The organism is Roseimarinus sediminis (genome assembly GCF_050433125.1).
Lineage (GTDB): Bacteria > Bacteroidota > Bacteroidia > Bacteroidales > Prolixibacteraceae > Roseimarinus > Roseimarinus sediminis.
In genome coordinates this window covers 13,411-28,562 of sequence record NZ_JBNPXV010000019.1, presented here as the reverse complement: position 1 = coordinate 28,562, position 15,152 = coordinate 13,411, and the positions used below count along the sequence as shown (strand labels likewise).

Sequence of the window (15,152 nt, the reverse complement as noted above, 5' to 3'; positions counted from 1 at the left end):
TGAGAGATAACACCTTATGGCTTGTTTCATTAAATATTGTTTAATGTTTTGTAAATGTGTTGGGCTAAATTAAAATTGAACTCAGTATCGATATCTACAGCCTCCATAGGTGGCATCTCAAACATAAATGGTTTTACACCGATGCGTTTACCTCCTGATGCTTTAAATGAATCTTTTGTGAAAATATAAAAGTTTGAGTTTTCTTCGAACATTGGTGGTAAATCCTGCGTACGTAAAAGTTCCTGCGGATTGTGGTTTATCGGTGAGCCATCCTGCCAGTAAAAACGGGTTTGCCATTTGGTAACAGAGAACACGGAATCGTGTTTATCTTGATTTTTAAAAAAAGCCTCAATACCCTTATCAAGGGTGTCAACTGTCAATAGTGGATTGGTACTGTGTGTTTGAAGAAATACCTGACCATTAATTTGTGATAAATCGTATTCAATAATTTTATTCATTGAAACAAAATCACCCACTAGTTCTGTAGGACGATTTATTATCTTAACTGAAGGAAAAAAATCACTTACATTCTCAATGATCTTTTCAGAATCGGTATTGATATAAACATTTTCCAAATATTTACTTTTTAATAATTCTTCTAAAACATAATGGAATAGAGGTTTATTTACAAAAATTTTTAGGTTCTTATTGGGAACTCGTTCCGAGTGACCTTTCATTGGCATTATAAAATTTACTTTTGGCATATTATTTATCATTGAGGTTTATTTCATTTGAAATATTCTTTATACATTCTAATAATCCCTGCCCCAAATCTATATATGGATTTGCAATTAGTTTTTTGCTTGAAGTGGGATGAAATGAGTAGGGGGTTATTTCATAATGGTCATGTTCAGCACTCGTGTTTAATTTGATATTGAGTTCGATGTTCATTATTTCGGCAATCATTTTGAATAATTCAATCCGTTGCATTTTCTCCAGTCCAGTCAATATTAGATGTTGATTTACAAATTTTTCACTTTCCAGAATGTCAACTGAAAGGGAAGCTGCATCAGCTGCATGGATATATTCCCGGTATTCTTCACCATTTCCTTTATGATTAATGGAATGTGTTGATATTGCTTCTTTAATTAGATTGTAAATGTAGTTGTTGTGATGGTTTTGCTCACTATAAAGTGAGCCATACCTTATTATGGAATAGGCAAGGTGGTATTTTATCTGAAACTCTTCGATTATCTTCTCGGATGTTAATTTGCTTATTCCATAGAATGATCCTTTTGAACTCATGGCATAAGCGCTACTTGCATAGATAAATCGCTGGATGTTATTGTTTGCGCATGCCTGAAGTATATTCAAATTTCCCAGAACATTTAATTGAAAGGTTAAGTGGGGATTATTATTAGCATCTTCCAGGTTTGCGAATCCGGCAAAATTGTAAACGTAATCAACCCCTTTTCCAATAATTTCATTAACCTTTTTAGCATCAAGAATATCACACCTTTCAAATTGAGCTGATTGTAAATATCTCGGTTCGCTAAGATCTGCAACAATTACATTGTAGTTTCGTTTTTGTAGCTCGTTAACTACATAACCTCCAATAAAACCACCGCCACCAAAAACCACCACCTTTTTATTCATGCAACTAAATTTTAACCTTAACAACTATTTTTTTCACCGTTGAATTTTCAATGTATTTAATGCAAGGTTTGTGCAGATCATGTGGATAAAAAATGATGAATTCTCCTTCTGAAACCTTCATGTTTACTGTATGATCATTAAAAAAGGCAACGTCATTTTTGTATCCCTCATTTATAGGATTCTGTTCATATAATAAACAATGCCCCATCATCTCAGTCCCAATATAAACATACTGAATGTCGATGTATTCAAGATGAGCCTCCAATTTGCACGCTTCCTCATTTTTAGTTTCAAATTCCTGAACAAGTGCAAAGAGGTTACTTCCATCAATTTCGTACTTTCCTGGTTCTATTTTTGAAAAATCCGTTTCAATTATATATTGGAAAGCCTTTTTGAATTTAGGATGAATATCAAGGTAATTTTGGTAGCTTGTAATTTTGTCATATATCATGTTGGTAGTATTTATGATTAATAGTTATGTCACTATATTTTAAGTTTTAAAAAAATTGTTGATAGAAAGAATATAGTTTAATTTTATAAGCATACCAAATATAATTTGTTGGGTATAGAGATACTCACCAATATTAAATACTAATGTTATCAAGTCTATTAATTTTTATGGTTGCTCTTTTATATAAGGTTTCATGCTATAATGTTAAGTTTTGTCTTTTAATACAAACAGACATAAATGTATGATTTGGCTTTTATTCACAATTTGAATTTAGTTATAATATGTATATTATTCGATAAATTAGGTAGTTATAGATATTACCTAATGTTACATTTTATGACTTTACTTTATTCAATGTTTCTTCTGCGTTAAACTTAAATCTAAGAGTAGTTAAAAGTGGAAGGCAAAAGATAAAAGTATACCTAAAATATGCTTCGGAAAATGAAATGAAATAGATAATAAAAACGATGAAAAGTGAATAAAGCATGTCTTGGTTTATTCGATAGAAGGAATTATACAATCCTAGTGAGAACAGAAAAAATCCGAAAAATCCATATCTAACAATAAGATCTGTAGTTCCATTTGTAATTGAAGCATAATGCTCATCATATTCCAAAAGTCTAGTTTCATTAGAAACTCCCCAGCCAAATATTGGCTTTTCAATAATCTGATCGAGATCTCTAAAAAAATGTACAAATCTAGCACTTGAATATTTTTGATGTCCTGATCTATAATCCAATCCATATTCAATCTGATTATTTATCTTTTCCGATAAAAGATTAGAATTCATGTACATGTATGTTGAAATTGAAATTAGAGATAATAAGAGAATTGGTTTAAATACCTTATTGATCTTATGATTTTTATATAAATGAAATATAGTGATTAAGAAAAGTGCTAAAATCCCGGTGGTAGATTGAGTTGTTAATAAAGTGATTGAAAATAGAAAATATCGTTTTGTAAAGGTATTTTTATTCAATAGAAATTCAAAAATTAATGCGATTATTAAATAACCAGCAAAAGCACCTGGTTCCCAGAATGGTCCAGGGTTTCTATGTCTGTAATTATCCAATAAACTATAAAAAAGTATATTATTTATTCCAAAAGATTCAGAGCGTATTGCATGATTTTTTACAAATTCAAAAAGTGATGGAAATAATGTAAACGATATGAATAATATTAAACTAATTTTAGATAAGAAAGTAAATATCTTCACATAAATATTCAGTATTTTTTCTTTTAGTAAGCTAAATACAAAAAAGCCCGCAAATATTCTGGATAGTATTCCAAAAATTGTTCGAGTTGGGAATAAAGAATTCGAATAATAATGAATAAAGATAGATATTATAAATATACCAATAAAATATATAAGTGTACGGCTAAGTTTAAGTTTGTTGTTTATTAAATACCAAACAGCTAAAACATTGATCATTGTCAGAAATATTATCTCATGATCAACGAAAGAAGGAAATCCGGATATGGCGATGACTATAAATACCAAAACATAGTCATAAATTTTTATTTTATTTATCATTATTACAAAAAATAGTCAAAATCCAGGTATTGATTGAATACTTTTCACGAACAAGCATTTCTTGATATGGAATATTTAAAAATTCTTTTAGGAAGCTTTCATTACGAGGATTAATTATGAATACGTTATTGGGAGAATATATTGGCTCAAAAAGAATTGTCTTATTGATTGTTATTAGTTTTTTACAACTACCTAAAGCCTCTATTGATCGCATCGTAATTCCAGTTTGATCAGGATCGTGAAAATCAACAATAGCATTGCTCATGTCAAAAAGATTTTTTGTTTCTTCAGAAGATAATGTATTGAATTTCACATTTCGTAATAATTTTCCTTTTAGTAACATTTTTAGAAAGAACTTATAATCAGTATAAAGATGAATATATACATTTAATTTATTCTCGGTTGCATATTTTCTGAGATTTTCAACGTACTCATATCTCTTAAAATGGTTTTTAAGCTTACCAACAAATAGCAGATCATATTTAAAATATTCATTTTTAAAGCGTGTGACATTGTAAGAATTTATATAAAAAAGTGGAAGATAATTGATTACTGTGTGTTGAGCTGCATCTTGGTAGTCGAATGAAAAAATACGATCAAAATATTTAATTAAATTTAAATAATCATGTTTTTTCAAAGAATCCCAATGATACATTATAAAGAGTGCCTTAGGTAATTTTTTTTTTAGCTCTTTATAAAACCATTCGTCTTGCTGAAAACCCTGTATAACGAAGACATAATCAAAAGAATCATCATGTATTCTATGGATAATCTTATCCCCATAATTTTTTAAATATTTTTGAAGAAGATTTTTCGATATTAGGTTAAGAAAGGTATATACATTTCCATATTTAACAACTGGATAAAATTTAACTAGAGCTTTATAATATTCAAGTGTCTTTATTATTTCTTTATGATAATTATAAAATTCGATTCCTAAATATAGAATTCTTTTATTTTTAAGTTTGTTTATAGCCATCGGTTTAATCTAAATTCTTTAGCATTAAAAGTTTTTGTATTTTATTTAGTTCTTTCTTAAATTCAGTATAGTTTTTAATTATAGAATTTTTATTTAAATAAATTCTTATTTTTCATTTCTTCAATTGCAGTTTCATATAGAGAAGGTATAATTTTCTGCTGTTTCACCCAATTTGTAAAAGATAATATTCCCTCACTGAAACTGACTTTATGCTTAAAACCTAAGGTTTTTTCGATCATTGTAGTGTCTGCAAAATTATGTCGAATATCACCAATTCTATAATTGCCACTAATTCTATAATTACTTTGACTACTATAGTTTTTCAAAAGTGTTTTTGTTACGTTTTCGACATCTATTGGTATTCCTGTTCCTACATTAAGTGCACAATTGTTAGCTCCATCTTTTTCCAAACATAAAGTAGTTGCATCAACTACATCATCTATATAAATAAAATCACGACTTTCCTTTCCATCTTCAAAAATATTTATTTCTTTTTCTTGCAGTATCAAATTTGAAAAAATAGATAGAATACCTGTATAAGGATTGGATAATGATTGACCAGGACCAAAGACATTTTGATAACGCAAAGCTACAGTGTTAATCCCTAGTACTTTTCCCATCAATAATACCATTTGTTCCTGGTTTTGTTTTGTTATTCCATAAATTGAATTTGGATGAATCTTGGAATCTTCAGTAGTAGGAAGTAAAGATATTGTTTTATTACATAGTGGACATTTACAATCGAAGTCACCTGCAAGCATATCCTTTTCATTTCTTTTATTTGGATAGACACTACCATGTGTTCTGCATAAGTATTTTCCTTCACCATAGATTGATCTAGAAGAGGCAACAATTATTTTCTCTATTGAGTGTTTTTCATTTGCTAATATATCAAGCATTATTGCTGTGCCTCTTATATTCACATCGCAATATCGATGAATTTCATACATTGATTGACCTGTACCTGTTTCAGCTGCCAAGTGAATAATCGCATCTTGCCCATTTATGGCTTTTATCCAGTCTTCTCTTGAAGTAACTGTTCCTTTTATAAAATCTACTTTACCAATTATTGTCTTATATAAGGGAGATGTACTTTCAGGCTTATTGCCATGTATCTGAGGTGATAAATTATCTAATACACGTACTTTGAATCCCATTGAAATTAATTTAATAGCAATATTGGAACCAATAAAACCAGCACCACCTGTAATAAGAATTTTTTTCATTTTAGACGTTTTTTGAGTATTTGTTTTCAGAAATATATTCAAAACTTTTAATCTTTCTCCAACTTGAGAATGTAATAATGAGGAGAAATACTAGTACTAATATACCTTGAAACGATTTGGCGTATGCTACATTCTCGATTGTAAAATTTGAAATTATTAGCAAAAAAACTAGTATTGATACATAACTAAAAAGAGAAACTAAGTTCGACCACAATAATGCCTTTAGGTTTAGAGAAATATATAAAACGTAACTGAATGGTTTTGATAACAACAAAGCAATAATGCCTGGTATCATAATGAATAGAAATTTGAGTTGCTCAATTTTGTCAGGAAAGATAGCACCAATAATTAATTCACCGAACAAAAACAATACAGATGTAGAAAGAAACGCATATAAAGTAAGTATAAAAAAATAGTTTTTCGCAGAATTTATGGTTTGTTTTAAATTACGATTTGTGTAATTATTTACACCGGAAGGCATAAATAAAGAATTTAAATTGACAGGGAATAAATTAAAAATAGTAATAAATGTTGTTGCTAAATAGAATTGACCTAATGCTTCTAAAGAAATTGCCTGAGCGATAAAAAAGCGATCAATTTGATTGTTTAAGAGAACTGCAATTCCACTTAAATAAGGAATAAATCCAAATGAAAGCATTTTTTTTATGATTGTTATGTCAAGTTGTATTTTGCTTGGAACATATTCTCTCTGTAATATAAAGAAAAGCACAACAAAAACAACATACATGCTACCAATAGATATAATTGCACCAATTACACCCCAATAAAATATAGTAAAGGCCAAAGCTGCTGATACAATAGCGCTACAAAAATTTAAGATATTAATTTCTTTTAGTTTTTTGCGAGCTATGAGTAAATTTGAAAACCAATTCTTCAATAAGGAAAAACCGCCGGTTAATGAAGCAATTAGAAAAATTATTAAATCAAACTCAAAAAAAAATGAGAAAAGCAAAGCACCTGAAACAAGTAAGAATGTAATTATAATGACATAAGTAAAGATTGAGTTATTTGTAGTTTTAAAATTATTCTTTTCATTATCAATTGAAAAAATTCTAAGTCCCCCGTTAAACAAACCTACTTGGGCAAGCCCCAGTAACGATATAACAGCCTGAAATAGCATAATTGCACCTAGATCTTTGTCGGGCAAATATTTTAAAAATAGCAGCAACTTTGTGAAAAGGATTCCACTACTAAATATGTTTACAGCAATAAAACTTATTTTTCTTAACATTTTAGGTGCAAATGATCATTAGATTTTTTCCCAAATCTTTTTATCAAGGTTATACTTTTTAATTACTTTTGCAGGAGCACCAACTGCTACACAATAATCAGGTATGTCTTTTGTAACAACAGAGTTTGCACCAATAACACAATTTTTCCCTACTGAAGCACCAATGACGCAAACATTTTCGCCCAACCAAGCTCCATCTTTAATTGATACACAATTAATCTGTTTAATAGGTTGGTCAATAATTGGAGTACTGATATCTTCAAATGAATGTAAATTATCGCTAATGTATACTTTATCTGCAATCAGTACTTTATTCCCTATTATGATTTTTTTAGTACAATAAATATGATTGAAGTTTCCAATGTATGTTCCATTTCCAATTGACAGCAATGATGTCCCATCTTTATTTTTTGGAACTGATGCCATCCAAGTATTGTACCCAATTTTAACATTATTCCCAATACTAATATTTTTTAAGCCCTGTAGTTGAATTGGAAATGAAATTCTAACATTATTTCCAATCCTCTCAAATTTATATTTATATATCGTACAAAATAATTTTGAGAAGAAGGTATTTATCATTCTTTTTAATATCATCTGCTAGTAATGTTACAATATTTTTTATGATTAGTCACTTTTTGAATCCATTACTTCAACTAATGAACTATATATCTGAATAATATTTTTATCATCATTAGCGCATTCTTTGTCATGATGATATGCGCCTTTGTAAAGCGATGTTATGTATGCTGCACAAAATAGTTTTAGTTCTTTATCGTATTGAGAATGATTATCATAAATTGAATCATCAATATTTTTCAAAGCACTTGTTAAGTTATTTATGTTTTTAATCACTTTTGCAAATTTAAATTCTTTGTAATATGTATTACCTAAAATAATTACAGGCTTTCTCATTATAATAGCCTCAAAGCCAGTTGTTCCTGTTAAAACTATTACAGCTTTTGATTTATTAATTAATTCAAATGTGTCTTCCCATGGGTTAATAATAAACACGTTTGGGTAACGTTTTAATTCTTTATAAAAGTCAGTCTTTCTATGCCCAAGTCTGGCATAGTGTTCTTTTACATATAAAACTGAATTGCCAGGTATTTTTTTTGCAAGTAGATCTATTGCAAGTATTTGTTTTTCATAGTTTTGTGCAAATGTTAAAGTTGTAGCTTCAGGTTGAAAATGAAGAGGGAAAAGATAAAATGTTTTTGTAAAATCTGGTTTGTGATAAAACTTTTTATGACTCTGATATTTTATATAGTTTATTGCATTATAGGCTACACTTTTTTTATCATTTTCGTAATTTATTTTTGAATTGTGAGTAAAAAGCAATGAATAGAAGTAATAAGAAACTCTAAATAGATCTTTAAATTTCAAAGCTGGTTTTTTTCCGGTTTTTATCATATAATCCGGTTTCTTTTTATGTACCCTTATTTTTTCAATGAACTTTGATGCCAATTCAATTTCATTGTCCGAAAATTTGCCAGTTTTATATTTATTTTCTAATGAATGGATGGTATATTCATCATCAAAAGAAACATAGAAATAATTATATGAATATTGACTTGCACCTAATGCGAGATATGTGCAATTATGTTTTTTACTAAGGGAATAAAACAAATATGACGAAAACAATGCAATTAATTCATTAATAAAAAATTTTGGCTTATGTGTGTTGTATATTTTTTCAACGAAAGCAACATGGAGTTTTACATGTTTTTCTGAGTCTTCAAAATTGTATTTAGTTAAGTATCTGTCTGTGTAAAATAATCTCCATATAGAATCAATAGAATATTTATTTTCAATATCGCTCAAATTAATACTTTTAAGAATATTTTCATTATCCCAATTTTTTTCAATAAAAGTCATCAAATTATAGATAATTGCATTTTTATTGTATTTTCTTATGTTTTCCTCTTCTTTTTCTTGATTTATAATATAAACAACTTTAAATCCATTTTTAATAAAAATGCTTCCAAGTTTTGAAAATAGTAAATTATGCCCAGAACGAGCATAAAGGCAAATAGTGTTATTCATTTGTAGAAATTCTGAGTTAATAATGAGGGATTTGTTTCATATATTCATTTATGTAAATATAAAATAATGTAATTCATACATTAAATATTTTAGTTATTTAAAAATAATCATCCTATCTAGCGGCTCCCCTTTTTTCATATTCCTTTCTACTTTTCTCCACAATATTTCTTTTAAATATTTCGGGTGCAAGCCATAGCCCGGGCGAATGGCACGTACATTATCTTCGGTAAAAGGTTCGCCGGCTTTTATATCCTTTACAATGAAGAGTGAGCGGCGACGATTTTTGTCATTTTCTGAAACATCGTAACGTACTTTACCTAAAGCAAATTCAACTTGCCTAATAGACTGAACCATTTCCTTAAACTCGTGAGGTTCCATGGAGAAAGCAGAATCGGGACCGCCCAGATTGCGGTCGAGGATAAAATGCTTTTCTACAACCGTAGCACCCAATGAAACTGCAACCGTTGGTACAATACTTCCCATGGTATGGTCTGAAACACCTACTTCAACTCCAAAAAGTTTTTTCATGTCGGGAATAGTCAATAGGTTGGCATCTTCAATGGTTGCAGGGTATTGCGATGTACATTTTAGCAAGGTGATGTCATTGTTGCCCACATTCCGGCATGTCTCCAAGGCCAGTTGTATGTCCTCAATTTCAGCAACACCGGTAGAAATAATCATTGGTTTTCCTTTGGATGCAGCGTATTCTATCAGCGGGATATCTGTTATCTCGAATGAGGCAATTTTATACATGGGAACATCGATACTTTCCAGAAAATTGACTCCCTCCTTATCGAATGGTGAGGAAAAGAAAACAAGACCCAAGTCTTCGGCAATTTTTTTTAGTTTAGGTTGCCATTCATAGGACATGGCAGCTTCTGAATATAGTTTCCAGGGGGTGTATCCCTTCCACAAACCTTCTTTTTTTGGTGCAAAGTAACCGGTATCTGAATCAATGGTTAAACTTTCGGGTTTGTAGGTTTGTACTTTAACCGCATCGGCTCCGGCTTCAGCCATTGCTTCAATGGTTTTTGCTGCCAGTTTAAAATCGTTGTTGTGGTTAGCTGACAATTCCGCAATTACGAAACAATTATTTTTAGGATTCATGTCAATTAATATTCTCAATTATTTTAATAATTCGATTTGTCCCTTTCAAGTCGAGTAATTTTTTTCCTCTTTGAGATAATGCTTCTCTAATTTCATATTGTTGAATCATCTCGAGACTATATTCGATTTTTTGATTATTTAAATTACTAATTTCACCTAAGCTTAGAAATGCATTTGTTTTTTGGGCTAAAACATCAGAAGCTTCTGCATTACTCTTTTGATGGCCATAACTAATTAATGGAATTCCTAAATACAAAAACTCATAAGTGCTGACTCCAAATGATGTAATTAAGATATCATTTGTTAAAATTTCTCTATGATTAAAATGTTTAAACTGGATGTGATTTGGTAATTCCTTTGGTATTGATTCAGCATGCATAAAATCAAGACCATAAAAAAAATTATAAGTGATTCCTTTATTGAATTTGGCAAAATAATTATATAGAGTCAATAAAGTATTTTGTGGGTCACTACCTCCAGCTGCAATTGCGATAGATGATAATTTATTGGATATATTTTGCTTTTGTTCGATTTTGGTAATTACAGAATTAAATGTAAAATATTTTAATCCTATGTATATCTGAGTCCGTTCATTAAAATCGTCAAAAAAAGCATCATTCTGGTGGATGGAAGGTAAAATAAATATATCAGCATTTTTTTTTGATTTACTCAAATTTTGATAAAAAATTATTTTAACACTATTTTTGAGTTTGGAAATAAATTCTTCGCTAAATTCGATAATACCATCGACATAATAAATTTGAATTTTTTGTTTGGTCACGTATTGCAGTGTTTGTTCTTCTGCTTTTTCAGATTCTAAACTTACAGATAGAAAAGGGAAATCATTTTGAATTTCATTTTGCCAAAAGTCAGAATTAATATACGAAAAAAAAATATTATGCCCTCTTTTGCCTAATTGAGTGGCTAAATTCATGCTCCGATAAAAATGTCCTAAGCCAATTTTATTGCCAGCATCAACCCGAAATAATATATTCATATTCTATTTAGTATATCCAATTATTCTGGCAGGGTTTCCAACTACTTTTGCATAGTCCTCAACATCCTTAAGTACAACTGAACCAATACCAGTTACAGACCATTTCCCCAATGTTATAAATTCTAATGTTGTTGCGTTTGTTCCCAAATATGCCCCTTCCATTAAATGCACATCTGCTCCAATACAGGCATTATTAGCTACATAACAATAGTTGTCAAGTTTAGCTCCATGACCTATTAATGACTGAGCAAAAATCTGAACATGATTTCCGATTTTGGTATTTGGGCCGACTGAAACAAATGGCTGAATACAAACCCCAAAACCTATTTGTGAATATTTAGAGATTACTGATGTTGGGTGAATAATTGTTGCAAATCTATTTTCAGGAATTTCCAGATCTAATAATTTGGAAATATATTTGTAGTTAAGCTTTACAGAAATTAATGAATAGAAAAAATAAACATCAGGATCTTTAAGATAGAAATCAATATTTTGCTTATCAATTTTTCCTAGTACTGGATATCCGTTAATTGGCTCCTCTTCGCGGTCATTTAAAAAGCCAAGTAGTTCCCATTCTTTATTAATTTTATTAATATCTTCAATGGTAGATTGTACGACTGTGCCATTGCCAAATCCTCCGATAATTATCAGTCTCTTCATTGTGATAAGTTTTTTTTAGATTCAATTAATTTAATTTTGTCCAAGATTTTTTTTGCTGCTATCACCATTGGAGGTCCTATAAACTTATTGTTTACAACAGCAACTCCTTTTCCTTCTTTTTCTGCCTCCTCTGCCATTGTTATCATTTCTTTGGCATCGTTCATTTCCCCCTCAGTTGGTGAGAAATATCTGTGAACTAAAGGTAATTCTTTGGGATTTAATACCAACATACCTTCGTATCCTAGATTTTTGGCAATGACAAGATTTCTCTCTAAGTCGATCAAGTCATGTACTCTAATGTGAACCGTATCAATTGGTATTACATTGTTTGCTCTTGCAGCTAAAGCAATCATTGCACGTGGGGTGAAAATGCTTTGCCCCCCATGGTCGTGTATTCCTTCTAAATCGGTAACAAAATCTTCACAGCCAAATGCAATTGCTACAACTCTATTTGAAGCTTGACATATATCCTGTGCATTTAAAACAGCAGCTGCCGTTTCAATTAGAGGTATTAATTTAAATGTTCCGACAGGAATTCCTTTCTCATATTCAATAGTATCAAGTAGTTTATCAATGAAATAAACATCTTGACCAGTATAGGATTTGGGATACATAAAACCAGCAACACCAGGTATTGTTAATTCTGTTAAATCTTTAAGTAGCTGCCCGCTTTCTCTATCATTTATTCTTGGAAAAATCACATGATTTTTGAATGCACCTGCACCTATATATTTTTGTATATTTTCTCTAGCTACTTGTTTATTCGATACAGGTTGAACTGAATCTTCTATATCCAATAATAATACATCGGCTTCACTTCGAGCAGCACTGTTCATTAAACGATCGTTATGCGCAGGAACAAACATTAAACTGCGCATGAGTAGTTGAGAAGAATTTTTCATAAGTCACGTTTTTTTATTAATACATTTCTTCTAAATCTTAATACCTCTTTTCCATTTTGATTGTAAGCAATAGTTTCAACATAAACAATTCCTCTATCGCTTTTAGTTTTTGATTCTTTTTTTGAAAGAATCTCTGTTTTAGCATAGATTGTATCCCCAATAAAAACTGGAGCTAAGTGTTCAATTTTTTCATATACTAAATTGGCAATTGCCTTACCACTTATATCAGGCACCGTTATTCCAACTGTAAGTGAAAAAACCAACGTTCCAACTACCAAAATTTTTTCATGTTGGTTTTTGGATGCATAATCAATGTTAGTATGTACCGGATGGCAGTTCATTGTTAAAAGTGAAAAAAAATTATTGTCACTTTCAAATATTGTCTTTGATAGTTGATGTTTGATATTTTCACCAACCGTAAAATCCTCATAGTAATTACCTATTTTAAATGCTTCCATGATATCAAACTTGTATTTAGATTAAATATTAATTGTTTTTATAGTTAAAAAAACCTTAAAACATCTTATGTTTCATTTCAGCAATTTCCCAGTCTTCTTTTGTGTCAATATCCTGAACTAATGATTCAGAAATTTCAAAACCGTATTTATTTGTTCCTCTTAAGCCTGCATCGTATGTCATCCAATAAAACTGCCCTGCGTCATGATATGCCGGTTCCAAATCTTGTGAGCGTGTATTTTGATGTTCAGGATAGAACATATAAATTTTTCCATTGTTCATTTTAATAGCACGCTGTATCGGGTAGGAAAAGCGTGCTACCGGCCGCACTGAGTCTGCATTTTCTTTTTTGAGCATTTCAAATGCTTTTATCAAATTATCAACTGTTAATAATGGTGCAGTAGGTAAAATACAACATATATAATCGAAATTTTTATTTAGAGATAAATATTTATTTTTTACTTCATCAATTACATCGGCCAATGTCGCAAAGTCGTTTGCATTTTCACTTGAGCGAAAGAAAGGAACTTTTGCTCCATATTTTTCTGCCACTTGTGCAATTTCCTCATCATCGGTAGACACTATTACTTCATCAAAAAGCATTGATTTTAATGCCGCTTCAATTGAATAAGCAATAATGGGTTTCCCAAGAAACTCTTTGATGTTCTTCCGGGGAATGCGTTTGCTTCCACCGCGAGCAGGTATAATAGCAATGTTACTCATAGAACTCAGTAATGGATTTAATTACAAATTTTTGTTCTTCGTTGGATAGTGTTGGATACATCGGCAAACTGATGCAGCGACTGTAATAAGCTTCAGCTTGCGGCAAATCCCCTTCTTTCCAACCGAATTGTTTGTAGTAGGGCATCAGGTGTACGGGCACGTAATGGATTTGTGCAAAAATGTTGTGGGCACGTAGATGTTGGTACAAACCCATTCTGTTTTCTACTTCCAATACATATAAATGGTAGGCATGTCCATTTACAATACCGGATTGGCTCTTTATAAAAGGTTTTCTGTTGAATGCTTCGAGATACGTTTTTGATATTTCCTTTCTCCGGGCTAAACCTTCATCGGCTCGCTTTAATTGCGAATGCCCCAATGCTGCCTGAAAATCGGTTAAGCGGTAATTGTAACCCAAGTCTTGCATTTCGTAGTACCAGCCGGGAAACGCTTCAGTTTTCAAGTTAGAGGTTTCAAGTTTTTCGCCGTGAGCGGTTTTGAGCGTGTTTTGAAAAATTCCAGCATCTTTTGTAATACCGTGGGTGCGGAGGGAAAGGAGTTTTTTATACAGTTTCTCATCGTTGGTGGTGACCATACCCCCTTCGCCTGCTGCAATGTGTTTTACCGGATGAAATGAAAAAACCGATAGCTCGGCAAATTGCCCATTTCCACACCGTTGTTTTTCCCCTTTGCTATCCACAAAATAGCCACCGGGTGCGTGGCATGCATCTTCAATCATCCACAAACCGTATTCATCGGCCAATTTTCTGAATTCTTCCAGGTTAACGGCAAAGCCTGCAAAATCGACAGGGATGATTCCCTTAAAGGTTCCTTTTGGGTGGGATTCAAGTAAGACTCGTACTTTTTGGATGTCCAAACAATAGGTCAAGGGATCAATGTCGGCAAAATGCACTTCACCTCCACAATAGCAAATGCAATTGGCACTTGCTGCAAAGGTTATGGGTGTGGTAATTACCTTGTCACCGGGTTGTACATCCAAGGCCATGGCTGCCAAGTGCAAGGCAGCAGTTCCATTGGAAACCGCTACGGCGTATTTGCAGCCTATGTAGTCGGCAAATGCTTCTTCAAATTGTGCAATAGCCGGGCCTTGTGTCAAAAAGTCGCCTTTCAATACCGTTACTACGGCATCGATGTCTTCTTGTGTAATGTTTTGACGACCGTAAGGAATTATTTTGTTTGTCATTTACGTTGTGTCATTTTGC

General features: G+C 31.3%; 16 protein-coding genes. All 16 read right to left on the bottom strand.

The genetic code is table 11. The features are described 5' to 3' along the window. Nucleotides 1–29: 29 nt before the first annotated feature. Nucleotides 30–716 (bottom strand): acylneuraminate cytidylyltransferase family protein, encoded by a 687-nt coding sequence (locus FHS86_RS17750; protein ID WP_429416949.1) that lies wholly within the window; start codon nucleotides 714–716, stop codon nucleotides 30–32. After that, a complete protein-coding gene (locus tag FHS86_RS17745) occupies nucleotides 706–1,596 on the bottom strand; it encodes an NAD-dependent epimerase/dehydratase family protein (RefSeq protein ID WP_429416947.1) in 891 nt (296 codons plus the stop codon). The genes FHS86_RS17750 and FHS86_RS17745 overlap by 11 nt, the downstream gene beginning before the upstream one ends. A 4-nt stretch (nucleotides 1,597–1,600) precedes the next feature. Then, nucleotides 1,601–2,047, bottom strand: a complete 447-nt coding sequence (locus FHS86_RS17740) for a YhcH/YjgK/YiaL family protein (RefSeq protein WP_429416945.1) — start codon at nucleotides 2,045–2,047, stop codon at nucleotides 1,601–1,603. A 334-nt stretch (nucleotides 2,048–2,381) separates the two neighbouring features. After that, nucleotides 2,382–3,479 carry an O-antigen ligase family protein gene (locus FHS86_RS17735; protein ID WP_429416942.1) on the bottom strand — a complete coding sequence of 366 codons (1,098 nt, stop codon included), beginning with the start codon at nucleotides 3,477–3,479 and terminating at the stop codon, nucleotides 2,382–2,384. Nucleotides 3,480–3,570: 91 nt separating this feature from the next. Further along, complete coding sequence (locus tag FHS86_RS17730; protein ID WP_429416939.1) at nucleotides 3,571–4,560, bottom strand: hypothetical protein; 990 nt, start codon at nucleotides 4,558–4,560, stop codon at nucleotides 3,571–3,573. An 89-nt stretch (nucleotides 4,561–4,649) separates the two neighbouring features. Further along, nucleotides 4,650–5,786 carry an NAD-dependent epimerase/dehydratase family protein gene (locus FHS86_RS17725; protein ID WP_429416936.1) on the bottom strand — a complete coding sequence of 379 codons (1,137 nt, stop codon included), beginning with the start codon at nucleotides 5,784–5,786 and terminating at the stop codon, nucleotides 4,650–4,652. Nucleotide 5,787: 1 nt separating this feature from the next. Next, nucleotides 5,788–7,038 carry a lipopolysaccharide biosynthesis protein gene (locus FHS86_RS17720; RefSeq protein ID WP_429416933.1) on the bottom strand — a complete coding sequence of 417 codons (1,251 nt, stop codon included), beginning with the start codon at nucleotides 7,036–7,038 and terminating at the stop codon, nucleotides 5,788–5,790. A gap of 18 nt (nucleotides 7,039–7,056) precedes the next feature. Continuing rightward, entirely contained in the window at nucleotides 7,057–7,620 is a 564-nt protein-coding gene (locus tag FHS86_RS17715) for an acyltransferase (protein WP_429416930.1), read from the bottom strand. Nucleotides 7,621–7,665: 45 nt separating this feature from the next. Beyond that, on the bottom strand, nucleotides 7,666–9,084 hold the full coding sequence (locus FHS86_RS17710; protein WP_429416927.1) for a capsular polysaccharide export protein, LipB/KpsS family: 1,419 nt from the start codon (nucleotides 9,082–9,084) through the stop codon (nucleotides 7,666–7,668). A 93-nt stretch (nucleotides 9,085–9,177) separates the two neighbouring features. Further along, nucleotides 9,178–10,209, bottom strand: coding sequence for a pseudaminic acid synthase (gene pseI / locus FHS86_RS17705; protein ID WP_429416925.1), 1,032 nt, complete (start codon nucleotides 10,207–10,209; stop codon nucleotides 9,178–9,180). After that, entirely contained in the window at nucleotides 10,193–11,188 is a 996-nt protein-coding gene (locus FHS86_RS17700) for a hypothetical protein (protein WP_429416922.1), read from the bottom strand. The genes pseI and FHS86_RS17700 overlap by 17 nt, the downstream gene beginning before the upstream one ends. A 3-nt stretch (nucleotides 11,189–11,191) precedes the next feature. Next, entirely contained in the window at nucleotides 11,192–11,848 is a 657-nt protein-coding gene (locus tag FHS86_RS17695) for a PglD-related sugar-binding protein (protein WP_429416919.1), read from the bottom strand. Then, entirely contained in the window at nucleotides 11,845–12,750 is a 906-nt protein-coding gene (locus FHS86_RS17690) for an HpcH/HpaI aldolase/citrate lyase family protein (protein WP_429416916.1), read from the bottom strand. The genes FHS86_RS17695 and FHS86_RS17690 overlap by 4 nt, the downstream gene beginning before the upstream one ends. Beyond that, nucleotides 12,747–13,208 (bottom strand): MaoC family dehydratase, encoded by a 462-nt coding sequence (locus FHS86_RS17685; RefSeq protein ID WP_429416913.1) that lies wholly within the window; start codon nucleotides 13,206–13,208, stop codon nucleotides 12,747–12,749. Before FHS86_RS17685 ends, FHS86_RS17690 begins: the two co-directional genes overlap by 4 nt. A 55-nt stretch (nucleotides 13,209–13,263) precedes the next feature. Then, a complete protein-coding gene (gene pseF, locus FHS86_RS17680; protein WP_429416910.1) occupies nucleotides 13,264–13,929 on the bottom strand; it encodes a pseudaminic acid cytidylyltransferase in 666 nt (221 codons plus the stop codon). Further along, nucleotides 13,922–15,133, bottom strand: coding sequence for a UDP-4-amino-4,6-dideoxy-N-acetyl-beta-L-altrosamine transaminase (gene pseC, locus FHS86_RS17675; protein ID WP_429416907.1), 1,212 nt, complete (start codon nucleotides 15,131–15,133; stop codon nucleotides 13,922–13,924). The genes pseF and pseC overlap by 8 nt, the downstream gene beginning before the upstream one ends. Between the last annotated feature and the right edge of the window lie 19 nt (nucleotides 15,134–15,152).

Bases quoted from the DNA above. Each gene is read 5' to 3' on its own strand.
- FHS86_RS17750 (WP_429416949.1), bottom strand. From the start codon at position 716: ATGATAAATAATATGCCAAAAGTAAATTTTATAATGCCAATGAAAGGT.
- FHS86_RS17720 (WP_429416933.1), bottom strand. From the start codon at position 7,038: ATGTTAAGAAAAATAAGTTTTATTGCTGTAAACATATTTAGTAGTGGA.
- FHS86_RS17695 (WP_429416919.1), bottom strand. From the start codon at position 11,848: ATGAAGAGACTGATAATTATCGGAGGATTTGGCAATGGCACAGTCGTA.
- FHS86_RS17690 (WP_429416916.1), bottom strand. From the start codon at position 12,750: ATGAAAAATTCTTCTCAACTACTCATGCGCAGTTTAATGTTTGTTCCT.
- FHS86_RS17740 (WP_429416945.1), bottom strand. From the start codon at position 2,047: ATGATATATGACAAAATTACAAGCTACCAAAATTACCTTGATATTCAT.
- FHS86_RS17700 (WP_429416922.1), bottom strand. From the start codon at position 11,188: ATGAATATATTATTTCGGGTTGATGCTGGCAATAAAATTGGCTTAGGA.
- FHS86_RS17730 (WP_429416939.1), bottom strand. From the start codon at position 4,560: ATGGCTATAAACAAACTTAAAAATAAAAGAATTCTATATTTAGGAATC.
- FHS86_RS17710 (WP_429416927.1), bottom strand. From the start codon at position 9,084: ATGAATAACACTATTTGCCTTTATGCTCGTTCTGGGCATAATTTACTA.
- pseF (WP_429416910.1), bottom strand. From the start codon at position 13,929: ATGAGTAACATTGCTATTATACCTGCTCGCGGTGGAAGCAAACGCATT.
- FHS86_RS17745 (WP_429416947.1), bottom strand. From the start codon at position 1,596: ATGAATAAAAAGGTGGTGGTTTTTGGTGGCGGTGGTTTTATTGGAGGT.
- FHS86_RS17685 (WP_429416913.1), bottom strand. From the start codon at position 13,208: ATGGAAGCATTTAAAATAGGTAATTACTATGAGGATTTTACGGTTGGT.
- FHS86_RS17725 (WP_429416936.1), bottom strand. From the start codon at position 5,786: ATGAAAAAAATTCTTATTACAGGTGGTGCTGGTTTTATTGGTTCCAAT.
- FHS86_RS17715 (WP_429416930.1), bottom strand. From the start codon at position 7,620: ATGATAAATACCTTCTTCTCAAAATTATTTTGTACGATATATAAATAT.
- FHS86_RS17735 (WP_429416942.1), bottom strand. From the start codon at position 3,479: ATGATCAATGTTTTAGCTGTTTGGTATTTAATAAACAACAAACTTAAA.
- pseC (WP_429416907.1), bottom strand. From the start codon at position 15,133: ATGACAAACAAAATAATTCCTTACGGTCGTCAAAACATTACACAAGAA.